Origin of the sequence: Flavobacterium phragmitis, from assembly GCF_900112575.1 — a bacterium.
In the GTDB taxonomy this organism is placed as follows: Bacteria; Bacteroidota; Bacteroidia; order Flavobacteriales; family Flavobacteriaceae; genus Flavobacterium; species Flavobacterium phragmitis.
This window is the reverse complement of sequence record NZ_FOMH01000003.1, coordinates 264,515-287,169: the sequence shown is the minus strand read 5'-3', so window position 1 is coordinate 287,169 and position 22,655 is coordinate 264,515. Positions and strand designations below refer to the sequence as shown.

Below are 22,655 nucleotides of genomic sequence, written 5' to 3'. Positions count from 1 at the left end.
TCGAAATCATGAAACAATATTTGTATAAAATAACATTCGTTTTCTTAGCGTCGATTATGGCAATTAGTTGCAGTGACTTTTTGGATGTAGTACCAAAGGATAAGATTCTAGAAAATCAGGCCTACAGCAGTGAATCTGGGATTCAAAATGCACATAATGGTCTTTACCTTCAGCTAGCAGATAATAATTTGTACGGAAAACAATTAACAATGGATGCTGTCGAAATTTTAGGGCAGCAGTATAACATAAACTCTTCCCATGTTAGTTCCAAAATTGCAACTTATGCATATACTGAAAGTGTACCTAAAATTACTTTTACAGCTATTTGGGAAAAAGCATTTAATACTGTTTTATCTTGTAATAAATTCTTAGAAAACATCGATAAATTTTCAGGAGTTATTTCAACTGAAAAAACAAATGAGTTAAAAGGCGAAGCTATTGGAATTCGTGCTATGCTACATTTTGATATGTTGCGATTGTATGGACCAATTTATAAAGTGTCTCCTTCAAATCCTTCAATACCATATTACGATAATTTTACAACAGGAAACAGTCCACTTTTGCCAGCAAATGAAGTAATTACAAAAATACTGGCAGATTTGGACGCTTCCCTTGTTCTTTTAAAAAATGATCCTGTTCTTACTTCAGGAAAATACAATGCGTCAACAGCTTTTGATGCCAATCCGTATTATTCTGCAAACAGAGGACAGAGAATGAATTATCTAGCTGTAAAATGCTTAAAAGCCCGTGTGCTTTTATATGCTGGAGATAAATCAAGTGCATCAATAACGGCGAGGGAAGTGATTGATTTTACAAAATCAACTGCTTTTTTTCCATGGACTTCTTTTTCGGAAGCTACAAATGCAACCAATCCTGATCGTACTTTTTCATCAGAAAATTTCTTTTCAATAAGTGATTATACTTTATATACGAAACAAATGGACCTATTTGATTCTAATCTGGATATTATTCACATATATGCGCCACTACTAAACCGCATTAACGCTGTTTTTGAATCGAATGACAATGATTATAGAAGTTTACCAAGTTGGAAAGTACCAGTTACAGGCGGTAAGACTCAAAAAACTTTTTTTAAGTACGCAGATGTAGATGATAAAACTAAACTTTTCCGTTTACAAATTCCAATGTTCAAACTTTCAGAAATGTATTTGATTGCAGCTGAAACCGCAACAGTTCCAGCAGATGGAATTACTTTTCTGAATACATTGCGTTTCAATAGAGGGTTAAACAATTTAGCTGCTACAGCATCAGTAGCAACAGAAGTAGCCAAAGAATATAAAAAAGAGTTTATAGGCGAAGGACAATTGTTTTTTTATTACAAGAGAACAAATACAGCAGCAATTGCTAATGGAGCTGCAACGGTAGGAAATATCACTATGGGAACAAATCAATATGTGGTGCCTTTACCAGACTCTGAAATTAATTTTCAATAATTTAATATAGTAAAACATGAAAAAAATATTGATTATAAGTGTGGTTCTTTTGTCCTTTTTAGGATTTACCTCATGCAACCAGGAAGAGATAAAAACATATGATAATACAGATAATATTTATTTTTCGGCAGCGATTTTCCCTCTTGTAAAAAATGGTCCATTAATAGATAGTACGGGAGTAAGTTTCGCTTTTGATAATACTGCGATTCAAAAAAAAGTTTATCTCATTCCTTTAAGAGTTCAAGGTAAATTGAGCGATGTTGATAGAACAGTTAAATGTACAATAGATCAGTCAAGTACAGCTAATGAAGGAACTCATTTTTCTTTGCCAAAAAATATAATCATAAGAGCAAGAAAAGAAGTAGATACTATTGCAGTTACAATGTACAGAACACCTGATTTAAAACTTAAAAATGTAACGCTGGTATTAAATTTAGAAGAGAATGAATTTTTTACGACTAAGATGCAAACAAAAGTTATTAATACACTCACACAAAAAACAATGAATTTAACTCGTTTTAAATTGACGTTTGGAGATTTATTATCACAGCCACAAGGCTGGCCAGTTGGTTTTTTGGGGGTATTTACAGCAAAAAAACTGTTTTTGATGTGTGATTTATTGCAACTTGAGCCATCGATGTTTGATCAAAAAATAGGGGCATTAGGTTTAAGCACAGCTGAGGTGCGTTATTATGGTAGTTTTATGAAACGCTATTTGGCTGATCAAAAAGCTTCAGGTAATACGATTTATGAAGATAATGGTACAGAAATGACATTTCCTTAAAAAGCAAATTATGAATTTAAAACTGAAAATGGCTATGTTAAAAAATATAAAGTTACAAATAGCATTACTTACACTGTTTCTTTTGAGTGTGAGCTGTGCAGATGATTTAGGTAATTATAATTATAAAAATATAAATGAAATTAAGGCAACAGGCATAGAAAAAGAATATACTATTTATAACGGAGAACATTTTAAAATAACACCAAATTTAAATCCAACTTTGGATGATGGAAATGATCCCAATCGTTATACATATGAGTGGGTAGCTGTTAATACTTTAATAATAAACGCACCAGAAGCAAAGTTCGTAATTGCCAAAACAAAAAATCTTGATATTGACTTAAAATTAGCACCAGCAAAATATAAAGTGTATTATTTTGTTAAGGATAATATTACGGGAGTGACCTGGCAACAGGAACCTTTTACATTAACTGTAGTATCTTCTATTTACGAAGGATGGTTAGTTTTAGGAGATGTAGAAAGTAAAGCAAGATTGGATATGATTTCCATATTGCCAAATGTTGCAGAACACAAAATTATTACAGATGTTCTAGATAAAGCAGGCTCAGGTTTGAAATTAAGCGGTAAAGCAGTAAATGTCTATTGTTTTAAAAATCCAATGATAACTCCGCTCATGTATGGAATTTATATTACAGCTTCAGAATCTGGTACATCACGTATAGATCAGGATTCTTTTGGATGGACTCCAACACAAAATATTGCTTATGAAATGGTAGATGGAAGTATTCCCAGAAATTTTGGTGTGGATTTTATGAAATCTGCATTGTCAGGCGAAAATTTCATTTACAGTAAAGGAAATATTTATTATTATATGAGAATACAGCAAATTGGATATAGTTTGCCACAGAATAAAGTAGATACAGAAACAAAATCTTTTTATGCTGCTCCTTTTATTGCTGAAAATCAAGGAGTACTGGGGTCACCAGTGTTTTATGATAGAGATGGACGACGTTTTCTTCGTTACAGTACTATGGATGGAATTTGTTCTAAAATGCCTGAAGCTATTGGTACAGGTACAGTATTGGACTGGAGTAACACAAAAAGCGATTTGGTTTATATGACTACTTCATCCTTTAACGGTATGGAGAATTTTGCAGTATTAAAAGATATAACAACAGGTAAGTATAATTTGCTTCGATTTAATACTGGTTTTGTACAGACTTATTATAAAGAAATCCTAAATGCACCTGATTTTGATAAAGCAACTCATTTTGCTGTAAGCCCTGATTCTGGATATTTGTTCTACACTGTAGGCGGTAAATTATACGAATACGATCATGGTACGCAGTCAGCAAAATTAATGCTAGATAAAGGTTCAGAAGAAATTACTTATATAGGTTTTCATGCTAATGCCAAAACATTTGCCAATAAACTTGTGGTAGGAAGTTATGGTACTACGGGTACGTTACAATTATACACTGTTCCGCCAGTAAATGGCGCTTTAGTTTTAACCAACAACTATACAGGTTTATGCAAAATTGTTGATGTTGCATTTAGAGCAAGATAAATAATTAAAATACGACGAATGCATGAACTCATGCATTCGTCTTTAAAACAAAATATATTATTTAAGAACAAACAAAAAAATACAATGAAAAAACAAACATTATATCTGGTTTTTATCATGCTTCTAATTTCCCATTTCGGATTTGCTGGGTCTATTTCGGAATATGTACTAATTAGTGGGAAATTTTTAATTCCAGAAAACAATACAAATGAAATAAACCTTCTTAAAGCTGAAGATGGTAAAACTATTGTGGTTGCAACCTCAAAAATTAATGCTTCGAAAGAATTTGGTTTTATGCTTCCTATTGTAGATCCAGGTTTTTATTATATTGATTATGGGCAGTTTAAGAAAAGACAACAGCTTATTAGGCTTTATCTGGAGCCTAAACAAGACATCAATTTGTCTATATCTGAAAACAGTTATGTTTTAACAGGTAAAAATATAGGACAGAATGCCCTAGTTCAAAAAGCCAACGAAATTTATAACGATTTTGGGCATTTTTGCGATGTTCCTAAATACAATACAACTTATAAAGATTTTTATCCTTTTATAGATGGAGGTTTGGCAAAAGCCGAAACATTTAAAAAGAGTATAAATACAAAAGACAAAGTTTTTAATAAGTTACTCAAATTAGCAGTAGATACCGATGTTGAAGATTTATCCTATCTTTTTTTTATGATGCCCCGCACAGAACATCCGGAAAAAGACAATCGTCCAGCAGTAATGAAACAATGGCAGAGCAATATAAAATTTAAAGATCCTGATCTTTTAAAATTGGCAAATGGGCTTTCCTTGATGAGTCATTATTTTTCTTATATAAAAATGACTGAAGAAAATCCTGTTGGACGTTTAGATTACCTCGCTGAAGCTATTACTCACATTTCTGACCCAGCTTTAAAAGACGCTTTTCTTCGAGAAGGTATTCAAAATTCTCGTTTGAGAATTGAAGAATATGAAAAAATAGCTCCAAAAATAAGGCCTTATTTAATCTCAGATGCCAGTAAAGCTTTTTTAGTAGAATATGAAAAAGAACTGCATAAAAATGTAGGTCAAAAAGGTTTTGAATTTAAATATAATGATATTAATGATAAACCAGTTTCATTCTCAGATTTTAAAGGAAAATTTGTCTATGTAGATTTATGGGCAACTTGGTGCGGACCGTGTAAAGTTGAAATTCCACATATGAAAAAATTAGAAGAAGATTACCATGACAAGAATATTGTTTTTATAAGTCTGTCATTAGATAAAGCAAAAGACATTCAGAAATGGAAAGATTTTGTGAAAAAGGAAGACCTAAAAGGAATTCAGTTAATGGCAGACAAAGATTTTGAGTCAGATATAGCTAAAAATTATGGAGTAAATGCAATTCCTAGATTTTTGTTATTTGATACCGAAGGCAAAATTATAAATACAAATGCAATGCGCCCTTCTGAATCTGGTTTAAGAGAGGAATTAGATAAATTACTAAAAGTATAATTACAAAAACATATGTTTTATAAACAAAAATCGCTAATCGTTTTTCTATTCCTAATTGGAAGTGCTTTTTTAAGTCAGGCACAGAGTTTCAAAGCAAATGACCCAATTACAGTCAATCAAACCATAAAAAAAGGAGTTCTGCCAAATGGGATGACTTATTATATTTATCCCACAACAGTCAATAAAAATACAGCAAGTTATTATATTATTCAGAATGTAGGATCGATTTTAGAAAATGACCAGCAAAAAGGGCTGGCTCATTTTCTGGAACATATGGCGTTTAACGGAACCAAAAACTTTGAAGGAAAAGGGATTCTGAATACCATGCAGAAACAAGGAGCCGTTTTTGGAAAAAATATCAACGCCTACACCAGTTTTGACGAAACGGTGTATAATTTGGATAATATTCCGTCTAAAGATGATGCTGTTGTAGATAGCTGTCTGCTGGTTTTACACGATTGGTCTGGCTTTTTATCCCTAACCAATGAAGAAGTTGATGCAGAACGTGGCGTAATTACCGAAGAATGGAGAACGAGACAAGATGCCAGAATGCGTATATTGAATCAAACGGCACCTATTGTTTATAACAATTCATTATATGCAGACCGTATGCCAATTGGGGATATGGATATTGTGAAGAATTTTAAATATCAGGCGTTAAAAGATTTTTATAAAGATTGGTACCGTCCAGACTTACAGGCAATCGCCGTTGTTGGAGACATAAATGTTGCAGAAATTGAAGCAAAAATCAAAAAGCTTTTTGCAGATATTCCGATGCCTAAAAACCCGAAGAAACGTTTTGAAATTGCTATTCCAGATAACAATGCGTCTGCTTTTAGATTGGCTTTAGACAGAGAAGTTTCATCTTCCAGTATCAATTATATGATTCGTCATACAGCCGAAAAACCAACCGGAACTTTTGCTGATTTGGAAAAATCGACTCAACGCGACATTGCTTTTTCATTGATCAACAATCGATTGGCTGAAATGGGGCAAAAGCAGGAATGCGCTTTTAGAGGTGCTCAAATAGGCTTTCAAAGTTTTACCCGTTTAAATGATATTTTATTTATAGGGATTTCTCCCAAACCAAATAAACAGCAGGAAGCCTTTACAGCTGCTATGAATGAATTTGTACGTGCGTACAAATTTGGATTTTCAAAAGGCGAAATAGAAAGAGAAGTAACTAAGAATCTATCAAACTATGAAAAATACCTCGAAAAAATCGATGAGATTTCGCATAAAGCGGTAATTGGCATGGTAAAAGACAATTATCTGAAACACGAAGTAATCAGTGATCCAAAAGCGGAGTTTGAGATGGTTAAAGAAATATTACAAAAACTGGATTCAAAAACACTTCAAGAGCAACTAAGTAAATTATACACACCGCAAAATCGTGTTGTAACAGTAACGGGAGTTGAAAACGAAAATAATCTGACTCAGGAACAGGCATTTGATATTATTAAAAAAGCTGAGAATGACCCTTCTTTAGAGCCTTATGTAGATTCATTTGCTGGAAAATCTCTTTTGGGCGATATCAAGATCAAATCTGGTAAAATTGTATCAGAGAAAAAAGAAACAGCAATTGATGCCATTACGTATGTATTGAGTAATGGGGTAAAAGTGCACTACAAATTTGCTGACAAAAACAAAAAAGATGTCAAACTAAAAGCCGAAAGTTTTGGCGGTGCATCTTTGTACGAGCCAAAAGATTTGCCTAATGTAACTTATGCTACAAGTCTTGCGGGAATGTCGGGGATAAATGATTTGTCGAATACAGATTTGGATAAAGTTTTGGCAGGAAAAACAGCATCGGCTTCTGCTTCAATTGAAAATTTTACAGAGACAGTTTCTGGTTCAGCCAATACAAAAGACATCGAGACCATGATGCAGTTGATATATCTCCGTTTTGAAAAGCCGAGATTTGATGCTGAGGCATTTGCACTTTTAAAACAAAGAATGGAAAATATGCTTAAAAACAAGGATAAAGATATTCGTTCTAAAATGGCAGACAGCTTAACAGCAACTGTTTATGGCAAAAATAATCCAAAAATAAGACTGATGAACCAACAATATATTGATGATTTATCATTTGATAAAATGAAATCCATCTACAAAGATCGTTTTGCTGATGTGTCAAACTTTGAGTTTTTTATTGTTGGAGATATAATGCCAGACGTTTTAAAACCGCTTTTAGAAAAATACATTGCAAGTATTGACGGCATCAAACGAAAAGAAAATTTTAAAGATAATACGGTTGACTGGGTTTCTGACAAAATTAATAAAGATGTTTTCCTTAAAATGGAAACACCAAAAAGCTCTGTTCGAGTTAAGTTTCAAAACGAATATACTTATTCTCAGAAAAACAGAATTATAGCTTCTTTTTTTGGTGACATCCTTACACTGAGATACACAGAAAGCTTACGTGAAAAAGAAGGCGGAACTTATGGCGCTCAGGTAAATGTAAGCTTGGAAAAACTGCCAAAACCAACAGTACAGCTTAATATTGCTTTTGATTGTGATGCCAACAGGGTAGAAGCTTTACTGCCAATTGTATATCAGGAAATTGAGGAAATCAAGCAAGGCAAAATTGATAAGGAAGATATAGAGAAAACCAAAAAGAGTTATATAAAATCAAGAACAGACAGTAAAGATTTTAATGCTTACAGCATGAATTTGATTTACAATTATTTTACAAACGGTTATAATATGGATCATCCTAAAAACTTTACTGATATTGTAAATAAAATTACGGTAAAAGATATTCAGGATTTTGCAAATTCTTTCTTATCAAAAGCTAAAACCTACAAAATAGTTTACAAACCTTTGAAGTAAGCCTTCCTGTTAAGTTTTATAAAAAGAGTTTAATGTTTATGTCTCTATAGATTAATTATTTTGAGTTATTAAGCAAATGTAATCGCAATAGAGAATTTTTAGAGGGTTGTTTTTTGCTATTCAGCCCTCTTTCTTTCAAAAAAAACATCATCATGAATAAAAACGTGTTTTTAATATGTCTCCTGTTGTTCTTTTTATCAATAGGGCAGGCTCAGATATACAATCCAGTTAAGCGGAAAACCAGTGTGCAGAAAATTTCTGATACTGAATACGAATTGCAGGCAAAAGCCATTATAGAAAACGGCTGGCATTTATATAGTCAGTTTGTTGCCGAAGGAGGGCCAAATAATACCACATTTGGCTAGAAAAAGGTTTGTTAAATTTTACAAAAAATAATTTTGATAACACTAAAAGATGTTAAAAACGATTAAACTACGGATCTTATGTGCATTTGCATTCAGCATATTAAATACCTGGGCACAAACTGGCAAATCTGACAATGGTTTATTGCCCCTACCCACTGTTACTAAATGGACAGACAAGAATCATTTTATAATTAGCAAGTTCGATAAACAAAGTGGAAAAAGCCTTGCTTTTGAAGTAGATGCAAAAACAGGCAGCGAAAAGCCATATACCGGAGACGATTTGTACCCAACAAGACCTAAAGATTTGCAGGTAAAGAATAAGGATATTTATCTAAATAACGGGAAGCAGCAGGAACGTATTACCAACAGCCCCGATCTTGAGGAAGTAAACCCGGAATTTTCGCCGGATAGTAATTTTATTGCCTTTACACGAAATAATGATTTATATGTGCTGGATGTTAAAAGTAAAAAGGAAACCCGTTTAACTCATGACGGAAGCAACGATATTCTGAATGGTTATGCCTCATGGGTATATATGGAAGAAATTTTAGGCCGGGACACTAATTACAGAGCTTTCTGGTGGAGCCCGGATAGCAAAAGCATTGCTTTTTTCAGAACAGATGAAACCAAGGTTCCACTTTTTACCATAACCGATGCCGGTGCCGATCATGGTGTTGTAAAAACCCAACGTTATCCCCAGCCGGGTGACTCCAATCCTGAGGTTAAAATCGGGATGGTTTCTATCGAAAATGGTAAAACCGTTTGGACAGATCTGGATGAAAAAACAGATCAGTATTTTGGGAGACCTTACTGGCAAACAGATGGCAAAGCCCTTTTGGTACAATGGCTAAATCGGGGTCAGGATCAGTATAAGCTTTATTCAGTAAAACCTTCAACAGGAAAAACAGAACAGCTTTATGAAGAAAAACAAGCCACCTGGATTAACCTGGATGAGGAAGAGCGTTTATCTTTTCCTGGAAACAACAACGACTTTTTGTTTATCAGTGATAAATCTGGATATCGTCAGGTGTACTATTATAACGTAGCAGAAAAAAAAATGTCTGCGGTTACAAACGGGCAGTTTGTAGTGAAAGGTATTAAATATGCAGATATAAAAAACAAAGTGGTTTATTTTATCGCTAACCGCGAACATAAAAATCATGATGATCTATACCGCGTAGATTTTAATGGAAAAAATCTGAAACGTTTAACCTTTGGTTCGTATACCCATCAGGTTAATTTTTCTCCTGATGGAAGTTATTTTATAAGTAAATATTCAAATATATCAACCCCCGATCAGCTGGCTTTATTGAATAATCAAGGCAAACTAATTAAAGTACTTGGCGATAGAAAAGGTTCGGATTTTGACTTATCGAAAGCTAACTGGAAAGATGAATTAATTACTGTAAAAAGTGAAGATGGGAAGTTTGATTTGCCTGGCAGGATCTCTTATCCGGCTAAAATGGAGCCTGGTAAAAAATATCCGCTAATAGTTGTTATTTACGGCGGACCGGCAACAACTGCGACAAATGATGCTTTCAATGAAAGTATTTTCAGAGCGGATAGAGAGCAGTTTATTTATGCTTATCTGGATCATCGTGGGGCCTATGAATTCGGTAAAGTTGGCCAAAACTATATGCACAGACAATTAGGCCATTGGGAAATTAAAGATTGGAGCCAGTCTGTAAAATGGCTGATCGAAAACAAACAGGCTGATCCGGATAAGGTGTTAATTTCTGGCTTTAGCTATGGTGGTTATATGACCTGTTATGCTTTGGTTAATGCACCTGATGTTTTTAAATATGGTATAGCCGGAGGTAGTGTTATCGACTGGAAATATTACGATTCGCATTATACTGAACGATTTATGGATACACCGGCCGAAAATCCTGAAGGCTATAAAAACAGCTCCGTTTTAACGAATATAGAGAATTTAAAGGGGCGTCTAGTACTGATACACGGTATGGCCGATGATAATGTACATGTAATGAATACCCTGGAGTTTGCAGCTAAATTGCAGGAAATGAACAAAAAGTTTGACATGATGCTTTACCCCGGTAATACACATAATATGATTGGGCCTAAATTGCGCCATTATAATGATTTAACAAAGCAGTTCAGATATGAATTCTTAATTGGAAAACCATAATTAATTTAGCTTCTTATAGAATTTTTTAGGTTCGTTCTTTATAGTTAATAATTAAAAAAAGGAAAGGGTTTGGCGAATGCCGGCTCTTTCTTATTCATTTCCTTTCTTTTAAGCATAAATATAAAGTGGTAAATTAATATATTCTAAAGTTGGGTAAAGTCGGAGTGAAATTCACATTGTCTAATCACCTAATTTAACAGACAGGGTGAACGCATCATAGTTAATAGTAAAAATCTCGCTAATTGTATTTAATGGTTGTGTGTTAATGTTTGATAGTAAGTGTATTAATCTATTTTTATGTGAGGTAAATTATTAGTGTTTTTAGCCAAATAGAAAACAATAGTCGAGATTTAAGCAAACTTCACGAGTTAAACGACACCCTTGTTATGGCAATAATTGCTGTGATTTGCGGGGCAGATACTTGGAACAATATTGAAGAATATTTGAATTGCCTAAAAAAAGGCGTTTCTAATTTTGAGAAAAGCTAAAGCTCAGGGTTTGTTCTTTATTTATAATTATGTTGTTAATCAAAAAGGGAATAGTTTACGAGCTATTCCCTTTTTTTGTTCTAAGAGTATTAAGAAAGTACTGTCTCTGGCAGGACAACAGTTTTTTGAGTAAAATTTAAAGTCATTTGATCTAAATGACCATAGAAAAAAGTATCCAAGACCTCTTGAAATACAGGATCAGCATTTTCTACCTGAACAAATAAGCTCATAGACGAATGCAGTTTTCGAGCGTCGAGCTCACCTAGAATACCTTCAGCAGATTTCTTTTTGAAAGTCAGTAATAGTTTTGAAATTTCAATTAAATGTTTTGCCAAAACGGGATGATTAAGATAGGCTGTTGCTTCTTCTAAATTAGCGACAGCATAATAATCAGAAAGAGTACTTTTTCCTAAACCTTGAATCTGCGGAAAAATGAACCACATCCAATTGGTTTCTTTTTTACCTTTCTTAAGTTCAGAATAGGCAGTTAAGTACAATTTGTTTTGGGCATCTAAAAATCGGGTCAAATCATTTTTTGCATAAATCATATTGAGATCATCTATTAAATGGTTTGTAAATCGGGTTTCTATTTCGGGTAACACTTATCTTAAATTTCGGGATTATACTTCGTCGAATTTTCGATATCCAAAAGTAGACTCCAATCCACTTTATGAGTTATAGAATTATTGCTCGATGTTATATAATTTCGAGGATGGTTAAAAGTGTGAGAATGTCTTGTTAATTTCTTTGTAAAGTTTTGAACGATTCTAAATTCTAATGTTATTTTAATGTTCTAGAAAAAAAATGGCTATAACTTGCGCGCTCAGAAAAATCAAGATAATTGCCTTAATTCATTGGAGTTTGGAATTCAATTCCATTGATTTAATTTAAATTTTTCGCCTTTTAGAGTATGTTGAATAAAATTAAAAATAGCTTTTTATGTAAATGCCTTCAGGTGTTGCTAGTCGGCTATTTTTTAATCAGCAGTTTAAACATCTCGAATGGTGTTAGCCGAATCATCAACGCTAATGCAGAAACCTATACTGTTAAAGGGATTACTTGTAATTTTCTGAAAAAAATCTTTAAATGTGACGGTATTCCAGAAGAACTGGACGACTACAAAACAAAGGATACCAAAACAGCCAAATTAGGAAAAGGAATTCCAGTAATGGAATATTTGATTTCTTCTGAATCATTAATGCCAAACTTATATTTTCTAATCGAACAGAAAGGAAAAAAATATATTGATAATACAAACTTCTCATTTGGTTTTCATGGTAAAATAGATATACCGCCTCCTCGGGCAAATTCATAAATACTTGTTTTTTAGGGATAAGAAGAAAAAATCTTAATCTCGAATGCGGTTTTTGCCGTATATTTATTCTATGTAATAATCTTGTATTTATACTTAAATTCATGACACCATTTAAACGATTTTACCACTTATTGCAGCTCGATAAGCGTGATGTATATCAAATTATCTTCTATGCTGCATTTGCGGGTTTAGTAAACCTTTCACTGCCTTTAGGAATTCAGGCTATTATTAACTTCATTCAAAGCGGACAGCTTAGTGTTTCTTGGATTGTTCTTGTTATTCTGGTTACAATCGGAGTTGGTTTTGGTGGCGTTTTGACCATCTTGCAGTTGCGTATTGTAGAGAATCTGCAGCAACGAATTTTTGTGCGTTCTTCTTTTGAGTTTGCGTACAGAATGCCTTTGATTAAATTTAAAGAAATGTATTCAGAATATGCTCCGGAAAAAGCCAATCGTTTCTTCGATACTTTGATGGTGCAAAAAGGAACGGCAAAATTACTGCTTGATTTCTGTACGGCCTTTCTTCAGGTTGGTCTGGGAATCATTTTATTAGTGCTTTATCATTCTTTCTTTATGGTAATTGGACTGCTGTTTATTGTCATTTTATGGGTAATTTTTAAATTTTCGTACAAAGACGGTTTAGAAACCAGTTTAAACGAATCAAAGTTTAAATATAAAGTGGCGGCATGGCTTCAGGAAATTGCTCGTAACAGAGAAAGTTTCCGTAAAAAAGGAGCTTTTGAATATGCTTTGGACAGAAATGACAAATATGCAAGCAACTATGTAAATTACCGTGAAAAGCACTTTCAGGTAATGAAAAAACAATACATTCAGCTCACTATTTTTAAAGTAATTGTTACTGCTGCCTTATTGTCGATCGGTGGTTTTCTGGTAATTCACCACCAAATGAACATAGGGCAGTTCGTAGCAGCTGAAATCGTAATTGTATTGTTGATTAACTCAGTAGAAAAAATCATTTTCGGATTAGAATCGTTCTACGATGTATTGACTTCTGTTGAAAAAATCGGTCAGGTAACAGATATGGAAATTTCTTGTATTCCAGAAACTTCTGGAAAAACAGAAAAAGGAATCAACATTGAAACCGAAAGTATCAATTACAATTATCCAGATCACAGCAAAAAATCGCTTAAGAATATCAACTTGAAAATTTCTCAGGGAGAAAAAATTATTCTTACGGGAACTAACGGAGCTGGAAAAAGTACTTTACTTAGACTTCTTTCTGGAGTTCTGGAGCCGGAAAGCGGGGCGATGTATGTGACAGATAATTACATGAATCGTTTAAGCGAAGATACCTATAGAGCTCAGGCTGGAACTTTCCTTCAAGGCGATACCTTATTTGCAGGAACAATTCGAGAGAATATTGTTTTTGGAAATGAAAAATTGAACAGCGATGATTTAAAATGGGCTTTAGATAATGTGGGGCTTACGCCTGACATCAAAACTTTCGAGAATGGATTGGAAAACCAAATTCATCCAGGAGGACGTGAACTTTCTGCTTCTGATGTGCAAAAAATTCTTTTGGCCAGAAGTATTGTGGGGAAACCAAATATCTTATTCTTAGAAGATCCAGTGGATAAAATGGACGAATTGACTTCGAATAAAATTGTTGATTTTTTACTTTCCGAAGAAAATGACTGGACGGTAATTGTAACTTCTAAAAGTGATGTCTGGAAGAGCAAATGCAGTCGTATGATCACGATTGATGACGGAAAAATTATTAACGACATAAAGCTTTAATCATGCTCAATATATCTAAAGATAATAACGTACTTATAACTCCGGGTCAATACAAATCGATTACAAGTGTTGCCCGAAGACCTCATTATAAAATTTTAAACAGAGTCATAGTTGGTTTTCTAATATTTTGCTTAGGCTGTCTTTTTCTGCCTTGGACACAAAATATTTCGGGAAATGGTTCTGTTACGACTTTAAAACCAGATCAGAGACCGCAGACTGTGCATAATGCTATTGCGGGACGAATTGAAAAATGGTATGTAAAAGAAGGTGATTACGTAAAAAAAGGAGATACGATACTTTTTATTTCAGAGATCAAAGAAGATTATCTGGATCCTAATTTGGTTAACAATACCAAACAGCAGGTTGATGCTAAAAAAATGGCGGCAGAATCATACAGCGATAAAGTTGGTTCTCTAGATGTTCAGGCGCAGTCTTTGAATACGGAAAGGCAGCTGAAATTACAACAGGCTCAGAATAAAATCCGTCAAGCGCAATTGAAAATAAAAAGCGACAGTATGGATTTGGTTGCGGTAAGAACGCAGCTTCGAATTGCAAAAACACAATTTGACCGTTCGACAGCTTTAAATAAAGAAGGCTTGAAGCCAATGACAGATGTGGAGCAGAAAAGATTAAAACTGCAAGAATCTGAAGCGTATATTATTACACAAGAAAACAAGCTTTTAAGCAGCAGAAACGAATTAATTAATGCGAAAGTTGAAATTAATAGAATAACGGCTGAATATGCTGAAAAGATTTCGAAATCAAGAAGTGATAAGTTCACGGCTTTAAGCACACAGTATGATACAGAAGCTCAGGTGAATAAATTGGAAAATCAATATACCAATTATAGACTTAGAAATGGTTTGTACTACATTACAGCACCTCAGAGCGGTTATGTAAACCGTGCTTTACTCGCAGGTATTGGAGAAACGATTAAAGAAGGAACTTCGATTGTAAGCATTATGCCTGCAAGTTATGATATTGCGGTAGAAACCTATGTAGACCCAATCGATTTACCATTAGTTCACCGAGGTGCAAAGGTCCGTGTTTGGTTTGATGGATGGCCGCGAATTGTATTTTCTGGCTGGCCTGGATTGTCTTACGGAACTTATGGCGGTAAAGTGGTTGCAATTGAAAACTTTATCAGTTCGAATGGAAAATACCGAATTTTAGTTTCGCCAGATGGAGAAGATCGTCATTGGCCGAAAGAATTAAGTATTGGTGCTGGAGCGCAAAGTATTGCGTTGTTGGAAACGGTTTCTGTGTGGTATGAAATTTGGCGAAACTTAAATGGCTTCCCGCCAAATTATTATAATTCTGGAGAAAAAGAAGAAAAAGGAAAGGAGAAAAAGTAAAATGAGAAATCTTGTAAAATCGTTTTCTTTCTTATTTCTACTCAGTTTTTCTACGCTTCAAAGTCAGAACTTTAATGAAGAAGAGCTTAGTTACAGTGAATTTTTGGGATACGTAAAAAAATACCATCCACTGGTAAAACAAGCCAATCTTGAAGTTACCAACGCACAAGCCAAATTGATGGCAGCGCGAGGCGGATTTGATCCGAAAATTGAAGTAGATTACAATAAGAAAGAATTTAAAGGAACGGAATATTATTCGTTATTGAACAGCAGTTTCAAAATTCCGACTTGGTATGGAGTAGAGATCAAAGCAGGTTTTGATGATACAGACGGACAATATTACAATCCGCAGAATCGAACACCAGAAGCTGGTTTGGCTTCGCTTGGAATTACTGTTGCCTTAGGTCAGGGAATGTTTATCAATCAGCGTATGGCTGATGTGAGAGAAGGAAAATTGAACTTAAAACTAAGTGACGCACAACGAAAACTAAGAGCTATTGAAGTTTTGTATCAAGCAAGCGAAGCTTATTTTGAGTGGAGAAGAAGTTACAATGAAGCTGAATTGTATAGAAATTATTTAGGTTTTGCCAGCACTCGTTTTCAAGGGGTTAAAAAACTTATTGACGCAGGCGATGGCGCTGCAATTGACAGCGTTGAAGCTAAAATTACCGTTAGAAACAGGGAATTGAATGTGGAGAACGGAAATTTGAAATTAGCGAAAGCAAAACTGAAATTGGCTAATTTTCTATGGATTGAAAATGTTCCAGTTGAATTAGGTGATTTGGTAAAACCAGAACAGAATTTAATTCAGACAATCGAAGAAACGCTAAGAACGGATGCAATGATGGTCGAAATGGAGTCTTTGGATTCACATCCAAAAATTCAGTCTCTTGAAACTAAAATGGATATTTTGGAAGTAAACAGACAACTGAAAGCCAATTCACTGCTGCCAAAAATAAATGTCGGTTACAATTATATTTCAGATCCAAATTATTGGAACACATTCAACGCAGACGATTATAAGTTTAATATCGATTTTAGTTTTCCAATTTTCCTAAGAAAAGAAAGAGGAAATTTAAAAATGGCAAAATTAAAGATTCAGGATTTGCAGTTTGATATTGGGCAGCAGCGTTTAGAACTTAAAAATAAAATCAAAGCACAACAGACCGAAATTGCTTCTTTACGAAGACAAAAAATCGTTATTGATAATTTGGTAAAAGATTATATGACTATGTTAAATTCAGAAGAAAAGCTGTTTTCATTTGGTGAAAGTTCTATTTTCTTAATCAATTCAAGAGAGAATAATCTGGTAAGCGCTAAGTTGTCTCAGATTAGCTTAGAGAATCAGTTTTACATTTCGAATGCCGAATTGTATAAAATATTGGCAAATCCAGATTAATTTTAAAAAGTGATGCGACCCGTACCTGTCTGCATACGATTAATTTTCAGAGTTTATTTTTTTTTAAAGAGGCCGTCCAAGAAAACAGTGGATGGCCTTTTTGGTTTTTAGAGATTAGTATAGAAAAAGTGGTGAAGAATTGAATTGAACCAAAGTTTTCTAATGCAGATCAACTAATTCAGCCCGATTTTAATCAGTTCAAAAGAGGCATTAGGCTCGGACCATTTTGTTGAGCTGGATTTTAATCGGGTTTAGATAAAACGTCCGAAAAATAGAGAGCCGTAGGTTCGATTCATATTTTGTTCGACTGGAGTTCTCTTTTATTGGTATGGATTTAGAAAATTAGCTTCGGAGAAGCGCAATATTTATAGAAAGGAGTAAAAATTTACAATATAAAGCTCCAGCGGAGCGACATATATTAATAATTTTATAAAAAAAACAGATGTCGCTCCGCAGGAGCTTTTTGCATCAACAATAGATGTATTTTCTATAAATATTGCGCTTCTCCGAAGCTTCTCAACTTGAGATGTTCTTTTGTAACAACCTTTTTTATAAAATAGTATTTAAAGATGGTTTCATTTTATAATATGAAACCGCTTTTTTGAATTGTGGTAGGCTTCTTTCTTTAAATTTGATGAGTTTTCTGTTTATAATCAGCAATTTAAATAAGGAATGCCATGGATTTATTTAAAAGAAGTTTGATTTTGTTTGGATTCCTATTGATGTCTCCGTTTTTAAAAGCACAGGATGCTCCTTATTCCATGGGATTTATTCCGGCTTCTATTGAAGAAGTAGATGTTGCTTTTCCATTAATAGAAAAATGGCATCTCAGCGGTCAGGTCGATGTACAGTTAGTTACGCAAGGTGCTTATACAAACGATAATCCGTTTGAATATACACAGCGAAAAGTAATAAGACCTTGGCTCATGTATTCGGGTTTTAAAAATTTAAAATTATGGCTTGGATATGCGCACAATCAGAAATATGCAGTTGAAGAAGCAGGAAATTATAAAACATTAGAAAATAGATTAATCATAATGGGAACACTTTCTCAGAACATGCCCAAAGGATCTATTTTTGAACAGCTGCGTTTTGAAACCAAATTTTTTGATGACCGCAATGGAAATCATCAAACTATACCTAGATTAAGAGCCCGTTTTGGAGTCAATCATTTTTTGAGACAAAACAAAGAGAAACCTATTTTTCTGGCACCCAATATTGGTTACTACACAGAATTGATGCTCAAATTTGCTTCTAAAGATTACGCCGATGAACATTTCGATATTTTTAGATTGTCTGTTTATTATAGTGCCGGGATTACACCAAACCTTCATTTTCTCGTGGGTATAATTGGTCAGATGCAGTTACGCGCAAACGGAAATCAGTTTGATGTGTATTACGGCCCAATGTTTTCTCTTAAATACAGCGTTAAACCTAAAGAACGCGAAACCTTTGATAGTGTTGATGGAGGAGCAGATTAATTTTTCTTTCGATTTTTTTTCAAACACCAAAGAGGTAAGGTTATGTAAAAAGTAATTATTTTGCTTTGAACGTAAATTAATTCAATCTTCCATCTTAAATTTGGAAATATAAATCATCCTATAAAGAAAGATTGAAAAATGAAACAAGCAATTGTAAATGCTGTTGTACATACAGGCGACGAAATAATTGAAAATGGAGTTGTAATTATAGAAAACGGAAAAGTTATTTCGGTGCAAAAAGAAATTCCGAATGATGTAGAACAAATTGATTTGAGAGGCAATCATCTTTCTGCGGGATTTATAGACATTCAGATTAATGGCGGAGAAAGGCTTTATTTCAGCCAGACACCAAACGAAGAAACCATTCAGGATATTTACGATGCAAGCTTGAAATATGGTACAACACAGATTTTACCTTGTTTGATATCTTCTTCAAAAGAAACCATTTTAGCAGGAATTGAAGCCGTTCGTGCTTATATGAAAAAACATAACAACGGTGTAATTGGAATGCATTTGGAAGGCCCTTTCTTGAATCCGTTACGACGCGGTGCGCATAGTATTGATCAGGTTCGAAAACCAACTGATGAAGAACTTGACGAAATTATTGAAAAAGGAAAAGATGTCATCAAAGTAATTACAATCGCTCCAGAATGTTTTACTCAAGAGCAATTAAATAAGCTAGTCAAGAGCGGTATTACCATTTCGATCGGACATTCTACCATTGGTCATAAAGAAGCACAGCCTTATTTTGCAAAAGGAATTAATCTCGTAACACATTTGTTTAACGCCATGACGCAGTTCGGACATCGCGAGCCGGGTCTAGTTGGAGCTGTTTTTGAAAATGAAAGCGTTTATGCGCCGGTTATTCTAGATGGTGCTCATTGTGATTATGCGGCAGCTAGAGTGGCTTATAAATTGAAGAAAGATAAATTTTTTCTAATCAGCGATGCGACTTTTTTAGGCCGAAAGGTTGAAAATTTTAAATGGGATAATTTTGATGCTCATTTAGAAAATGGTTTTTATAGAAATGAAGATGGTAATTTAGCCGGAGCTACCATTTCAATGACAGAAGCGGTGCAAAATGCCTACAATCATCTCCATGTTTCGGCAGATGAAGCCATAAAAATGGCAACAACAAGAGTTGCTGCTGCAATTGGAATGCAGGATAAAATAGGAAAGATTCAAGCTGGATTTCCTGCCACTTTTGTCAAATTCAATGCTGATTTAAGCGAAATAGAAACATTAAGATTTTAATAAATAATTGATATTGAAATAGAAAACTTCTGAGGAATCTGGAGTTTTTTATTTTTTATAAGGAATTGTTTTAGTAGTCTATCAATTTGATAGGAAAATAAAAGTTTTGATGATTTTTGCTTTAAAATTGAAAATTACTATTTAAATTTGCAGCACCAATGAAAAATAACAACCAGAATATGAAGAATTATCATAGCAGCAATATGATGTGCTGTAACGTTGCTATGAAATTTATTGATCTGGCTTATATATAAAATGATATAATTTATTTGAAAAAGCCTTTCATAGATAGTTGAAAGGCTTTTTTGTTTTTAAATCTTAATTAGAAAAATGATTGAATTAAAAAACGTAACCAAAACTTTTCATCAGAAAGACAGAATTGTTGCTGCTTTGTCTGATGTCTCGCTCCGCGTTCCTGAGGGTAAAATTTTTGGTGTAATCGGAACTTCGGGTGCTGGAAAAAGTACTTTAATTCGATGTGTGAATTTATTAGAAAGACCTACTTCAGGAGAAATTATTGTAGATGGGAAAGCTTTAATGCAATTATCCAATTCTGAATTGGCTAAGGAAAGAAGACAAATCGGAATGATTTTTCAGCATTTTAACCTGCTTTCTTCTAGAACAGTTTTTGATAATGTTGCTTTTCCGCTGGAATTGACGGGAACTGCAAAATCTGAAATCAAAACTCGAGTTTTAGAATTGCTTCAATTGGTTGGTCTGGCAGAAAAAGCAAATGATTATCCAGCAAGCCTTTCGGGCGGACAAAAGCAAAGAGTGGCAATTGCCAGAACTTTAGCCAATAATCCAAAAGTACTTTTATGCGACGAAGCTACAAGTGCATTGGACCCAGCTACAACAAGATCTATTTTGAATTTATTGAAAGACATTAACAAACGTCTTAATATTACCGTTTTGTTGATTACGCATCAAATGGAAGTGGTAAAATCTATCTGCGATGAAGTGGCAGTAATCAGTCACGGAAAACTAATAGAGCAGGGAAGTGTGGGCGAAATCTTCGCAGATCCAAAACATGAATTGACAAAAGAATTTATTTCTTCTTCGCTTCATATTGAAATTCCATCTGTTTATCAGGAAAAATTACAGAAAGAAGATAATGGAAATCTAAATCCGTTATTGAAACTGGAAATGACAGGGAAATCGGTTAACGAACCCGTTATCTCAGAAGTTTCAAGACTTTTCGATACCGATTTCAAAATCGTAAGCGCACAAATGGATCAGGCAGGGGAAGTTAATTTTGGCGTAATGCTGATTGAATTATCAGGAAAACGCGAAAACTACGATGCGGCAATTCAATATTTTAATTCAAAACACATTAAAACAGAAATTTTAGGTTATGTCTGATTCTCTTATAGATTTATTGTTAAAAGGAACATGGGAAACCATTGTTATGACTTTTGTTTCGGGCTTTTTTGGTTTTTTAATTGGACTTCCAACAGGAATTTTATTGTTTCTGACTCGTAAAAATCAAATTTTAGAGCAGCCTGTTTTAAATAGGACTTTATCGGTTTTGGTAAATGTTTTTCGTTCAATTCCATTCATTATTTTAATTGTTTGGATGATTCCGTTTACACGTGCCATTGTGGGAACTTCAATTGGAGTAAGTGCCGCTTTGGTGCCACTGAGCATTGGCGCCGCGCCATTTATTGCCCGTTTGGTCGAAAACAGTTTGTTAAGTCTTCCTTCGGGATTAATTGAAGCGGCAAGAGCTTTGGGCGCGACACCTTTTCAAATTGTGTATAAAGTATTACTACCAGAAGCACTTCCTTCGTTGATCAACGCAGCATCGATTACCTTGATTACTCTTGTAGGTTATTCTGCAATGGGTGGAGCTGTTGGAGCAGGCGGACTTGGACAAGTGGGTTATCAGTACGGATATATTGGTTATGATGCCGTGACCATGAACTCAGTTTTGGCTTTATTAGTGCTTTTAGTATTCCTGATTCAGTTTGTGGGAGACCGATTATCGAAACGATTTGACCATCGTTAATCAATTAAAAATTTAGAATTTTAAAAAAAAAATAGGAATTATGAAATTAAATATTTTGAAAACAGCTGGAGTTTTGGCTTTGGCGCTTGTGTTGTCAAACTGCGGAAAAAGTAAAAACAACGATCCTCATTTTATAAAAGTAGGTGTGGCTTCTGGCCCAGAATTGAAAGTAGCGGAAGTAGCGAAAAAAGTAGCCAAAGAAAAATTTGGTTTAGAAGTAGAATTGGTTTCTTTCAACGATTATGTAATTCCCAATGAAGCTTTAAGTCAGGGAGATATTGATGCCAATGCTTTTCAGCATAAACCATATATGGATGAACAATCTAAACAGCGTGGTTACAAACTGGCTATTATCGGAAAAACATTTGTATATCCGATTGCTGCCTATTCTAAAAAAATCAAAAATCTTTCTGAACTGAAAAACGAAAGCACTATCATCATTCCAAATGATCCAACAAACGGTGGACGTTCTTTATTGCTTTTACAGAAAAATGGTTTATTGAAGTTAAAAGATGGCGTTGGATTGCTTCCAAAAGTAACCGACATTGTTAGTAATCCTAAAAATTTAAAAATATTAGAATTAGAAGCACCTCAATTACCTAGAGCTTTGGATGATGAAAATGTCTCAATTGCGATTATCAATAATACTTTTGCTTCTGCAGCGGGATTGGTTCCTTCTCGCGATGCTTTATTTGTGGAAGATAAGGAATCTCCGTATGTGAATTTGGTGGTAAGTCGTGAGGACAATAAAAATGATGAAAAGGTAAAACAGTTTTTACAGGCTTTTCAATCTCCAGAAGTAGAAAAAGCTGCTGAACAGGAATTTAAAGGTGGCGCTGTAAAGGGCTGGTAACAATTAAGATTATCTTTGGGTTAAAATTTTTAAACACATAGAAACATAGGTTTTTTGTTTTGCGAAAGAACAAAGAAAGAAACTAGTTTCTAACACATAGGTGAATTATATCTTAAAAAAACAGGGCTGTTTCTTTTTGAAACAGCCCTGTTTTTTG

General features: G+C 34.1%; 18 protein-coding genes. 17 read left to right on the top strand and 1 reads right to left on the bottom strand.

Annotation, left to right across the window (positions count from 1 at the left end; genetic code table 11):
- Positions 1-8 precede the first annotated feature (8 nt).
- The 8 genes from BM289_RS06795 (at position 9) to BM289_RS25740 (ending at position 11,076) form a co-directional block, all read left to right on the top strand.
- Positions 9-1,454: a RagB/SusD family nutrient uptake outer membrane protein gene (locus tag BM289_RS06795; protein WP_091491935.1), complete on the top strand. Its 1,446-nt coding sequence runs from the start codon at positions 9-11 to the stop codon at positions 1,452-1,454.
- Between the two features lie 16 nt (positions 1,455-1,470).
- Positions 1,471-2,238 (top strand): DUF4843 domain-containing protein, encoded by a 768-nt coding sequence (locus tag BM289_RS06790; RefSeq protein WP_091491934.1) that lies wholly within the window; start codon positions 1,471-1,473, stop codon positions 2,236-2,238.
- Between the two features lie 34 nt (positions 2,239-2,272).
- Positions 2,273-3,766 (top strand): PKD-like family lipoprotein, encoded by a 1,494-nt coding sequence (locus BM289_RS06785; RefSeq protein ID WP_208610237.1) that lies wholly within the window; start codon positions 2,273-2,275, stop codon positions 3,764-3,766.
- Between the two features lie 84 nt (positions 3,767-3,850).
- Complete coding sequence (locus tag BM289_RS06780) at positions 3,851-5,242, top strand: TlpA family protein disulfide reductase (protein ID WP_167365396.1); 1,392 nt, start codon at positions 3,851-3,853, stop codon at positions 5,240-5,242.
- 12 nt (positions 5,243-5,254) lie between these two features.
- Entirely contained in the window at positions 5,255-8,074 is a 2,820-nt protein-coding gene (locus tag BM289_RS06775; RefSeq protein WP_091491929.1) for a M16 family metallopeptidase, read from the top strand.
- Between the two features lie 152 nt (positions 8,075-8,226).
- Positions 8,227-8,439: a hypothetical protein gene (locus tag BM289_RS06770; RefSeq protein ID WP_208610236.1), complete on the top strand. Its 213-nt coding sequence runs from the start codon at positions 8,227-8,229 to the stop codon at positions 8,437-8,439.
- 142 nt (positions 8,440-8,581) lie between these two features.
- On the top strand, positions 8,582-10,588 hold the full coding sequence (locus tag BM289_RS06765) for a S9 family peptidase (protein ID WP_167365395.1): 2,007 nt from the start codon (positions 8,582-8,584) through the stop codon (positions 10,586-10,588).
- 308 nt (positions 10,589-10,896) lie between these two features.
- Positions 10,897-11,076 (top strand): transposase family protein, encoded by a 180-nt coding sequence (locus BM289_RS25740; RefSeq protein ID WP_091491926.1) that lies wholly within the window; start codon positions 10,897-10,899, stop codon positions 11,074-11,076.
- Positions 11,077-11,165: 89 nt separating this feature from the next.
- On the opposite strand, the gene BM289_RS06755 is transcribed toward BM289_RS25740, so the two are convergent.
- On the bottom strand, positions 11,166-11,624 hold the full coding sequence (locus BM289_RS06755; protein WP_091491924.1) for a DUF1810 domain-containing protein: 459 nt from the start codon (positions 11,622-11,624) through the stop codon (positions 11,166-11,168).
- Positions 11,625-11,986: 362 nt separating this feature from the next.
- Between BM289_RS06755 and BM289_RS06750 the strand changes: the two genes are divergently transcribed.
- The 9 genes from BM289_RS06750 (at position 11,987) to metQ (ending at position 22,498) form a co-directional block, all read left to right on the top strand.
- Complete coding sequence (locus tag BM289_RS06750; RefSeq protein WP_091491923.1) at positions 11,987-12,391, top strand: hypothetical protein; 405 nt, start codon at positions 11,987-11,989, stop codon at positions 12,389-12,391.
- Between the two features lie 101 nt (positions 12,392-12,492).
- The gene (locus BM289_RS06745) at positions 12,493-14,148 is read left to right on the top strand and encodes a peptidase domain-containing ABC transporter (protein WP_091491921.1); all 1,656 of its coding nucleotides are present in this window, start codon (positions 12,493-12,495) and stop codon (positions 14,146-14,148) included.
- 2 nt (positions 14,149-14,150) lie between these two features.
- Complete coding sequence (locus tag BM289_RS06740; protein ID WP_091491920.1) at positions 14,151-15,503, top strand: HlyD family secretion protein; 1,353 nt, start codon at positions 14,151-14,153, stop codon at positions 15,501-15,503.
- Between the two features lies 1 nt (position 15,504).
- On the top strand, positions 15,505-16,902 hold the full coding sequence (locus BM289_RS06735; protein ID WP_091491918.1) for a TolC family protein: 1,398 nt from the start codon (positions 15,505-15,507) through the stop codon (positions 16,900-16,902).
- A 677-nt stretch (positions 16,903-17,579) separates the two neighbouring features.
- Positions 17,580-18,383 (top strand): DUF2490 domain-containing protein, encoded by an 804-nt coding sequence (locus BM289_RS06730; RefSeq protein WP_091491916.1) that lies wholly within the window; start codon positions 17,580-17,582, stop codon positions 18,381-18,383.
- Positions 18,384-18,521: 138 nt separating this feature from the next.
- Complete coding sequence (gene nagA / locus BM289_RS06725) at positions 18,522-19,637, top strand: N-acetylglucosamine-6-phosphate deacetylase (protein WP_091491915.1); 1,116 nt, start codon at positions 18,522-18,524, stop codon at positions 19,635-19,637.
- A gap of 330 nt (positions 19,638-19,967) precedes the next feature.
- Positions 19,968-20,999 (top strand): methionine ABC transporter ATP-binding protein MetN, encoded by a 1,032-nt coding sequence (gene metN, locus BM289_RS06720; protein WP_091491913.1) that lies wholly within the window; start codon positions 19,968-19,970, stop codon positions 20,997-20,999.
- Positions 20,992-21,645, top strand: coding sequence for a methionine ABC transporter permease MetI (locus BM289_RS06715; protein ID WP_091491912.1), 654 nt, complete (start codon positions 20,992-20,994; stop codon positions 21,643-21,645). The genes metN and BM289_RS06715 overlap by 8 nt, the downstream gene beginning before the upstream one ends.
- 40 nt (positions 21,646-21,685) lie before the next feature.
- Positions 21,686-22,498: a methionine ABC transporter substrate-binding lipoprotein MetQ gene (metQ, locus tag BM289_RS06710; RefSeq protein WP_091491910.1), complete on the top strand. Its 813-nt coding sequence runs from the start codon at positions 21,686-21,688 to the stop codon at positions 22,496-22,498.
- The last annotated feature ends 157 nt before the right edge of the window (positions 22,499-22,655 follow it).

Coding starts and splice junctions, on each gene's coding strand:
- BM289_RS06795 (WP_091491935.1), top strand. CDS start 9: ATGAAACAATATTTGTATAAAATAACATTCGTTTTCTTAGCGTCGATT.
- BM289_RS06790 (WP_091491934.1), top strand. CDS start 1,471: ATGAAAAAAATATTGATTATAAGTGTGGTTCTTTTGTCCTTTTTAGGA.
- BM289_RS06785 (WP_208610237.1), top strand. CDS start 2,273: ATGTTAAAAAATATAAAGTTACAAATAGCATTACTTACACTGTTTCTT.
- BM289_RS06780 (WP_167365396.1), top strand. CDS start 3,851: ATGAAAAAACAAACATTATATCTGGTTTTTATCATGCTTCTAATTTCC.
- BM289_RS06775 (WP_091491929.1), top strand. CDS start 5,255: ATGTTTTATAAACAAAAATCGCTAATCGTTTTTCTATTCCTAATTGGA.
- BM289_RS06770 (WP_208610236.1), top strand. CDS start 8,227: ATGAATAAAAACGTGTTTTTAATATGTCTCCTGTTGTTCTTTTTATCA.
- BM289_RS06755 (WP_091491924.1), bottom strand. CDS start 11,624: ATGATTTATGCAAAAAATGATTTGACCCGATTTTTAGATGCCCAAAAC.
- BM289_RS06750 (WP_091491923.1), top strand. CDS start 11,987: ATGTTGAATAAAATTAAAAATAGCTTTTTATGTAAATGCCTTCAGGTG.
- BM289_RS06745 (WP_091491921.1), top strand. CDS start 12,493: ATGACACCATTTAAACGATTTTACCACTTATTGCAGCTCGATAAGCGT.
- BM289_RS06740 (WP_091491920.1), top strand. CDS start 14,151: ATGCTCAATATATCTAAAGATAATAACGTACTTATAACTCCGGGTCAA.
- BM289_RS06735 (WP_091491918.1), top strand. CDS start 15,505: ATGAGAAATCTTGTAAAATCGTTTTCTTTCTTATTTCTACTCAGTTTT.
- BM289_RS06730 (WP_091491916.1), top strand. CDS start 17,580: ATGGATTTATTTAAAAGAAGTTTGATTTTGTTTGGATTCCTATTGATG.
- nagA (WP_091491915.1), top strand. CDS start 18,522: ATGAAACAAGCAATTGTAAATGCTGTTGTACATACAGGCGACGAAATA.
- metN (WP_091491913.1), top strand. CDS start 19,968: ATGATTGAATTAAAAAACGTAACCAAAACTTTTCATCAGAAAGACAGA.
- BM289_RS06715 (WP_091491912.1), top strand. CDS start 20,992: ATGTCTGATTCTCTTATAGATTTATTGTTAAAAGGAACATGGGAAACC.
- metQ (WP_091491910.1), top strand. CDS start 21,686: ATGAAATTAAATATTTTGAAAACAGCTGGAGTTTTGGCTTTGGCGCTT.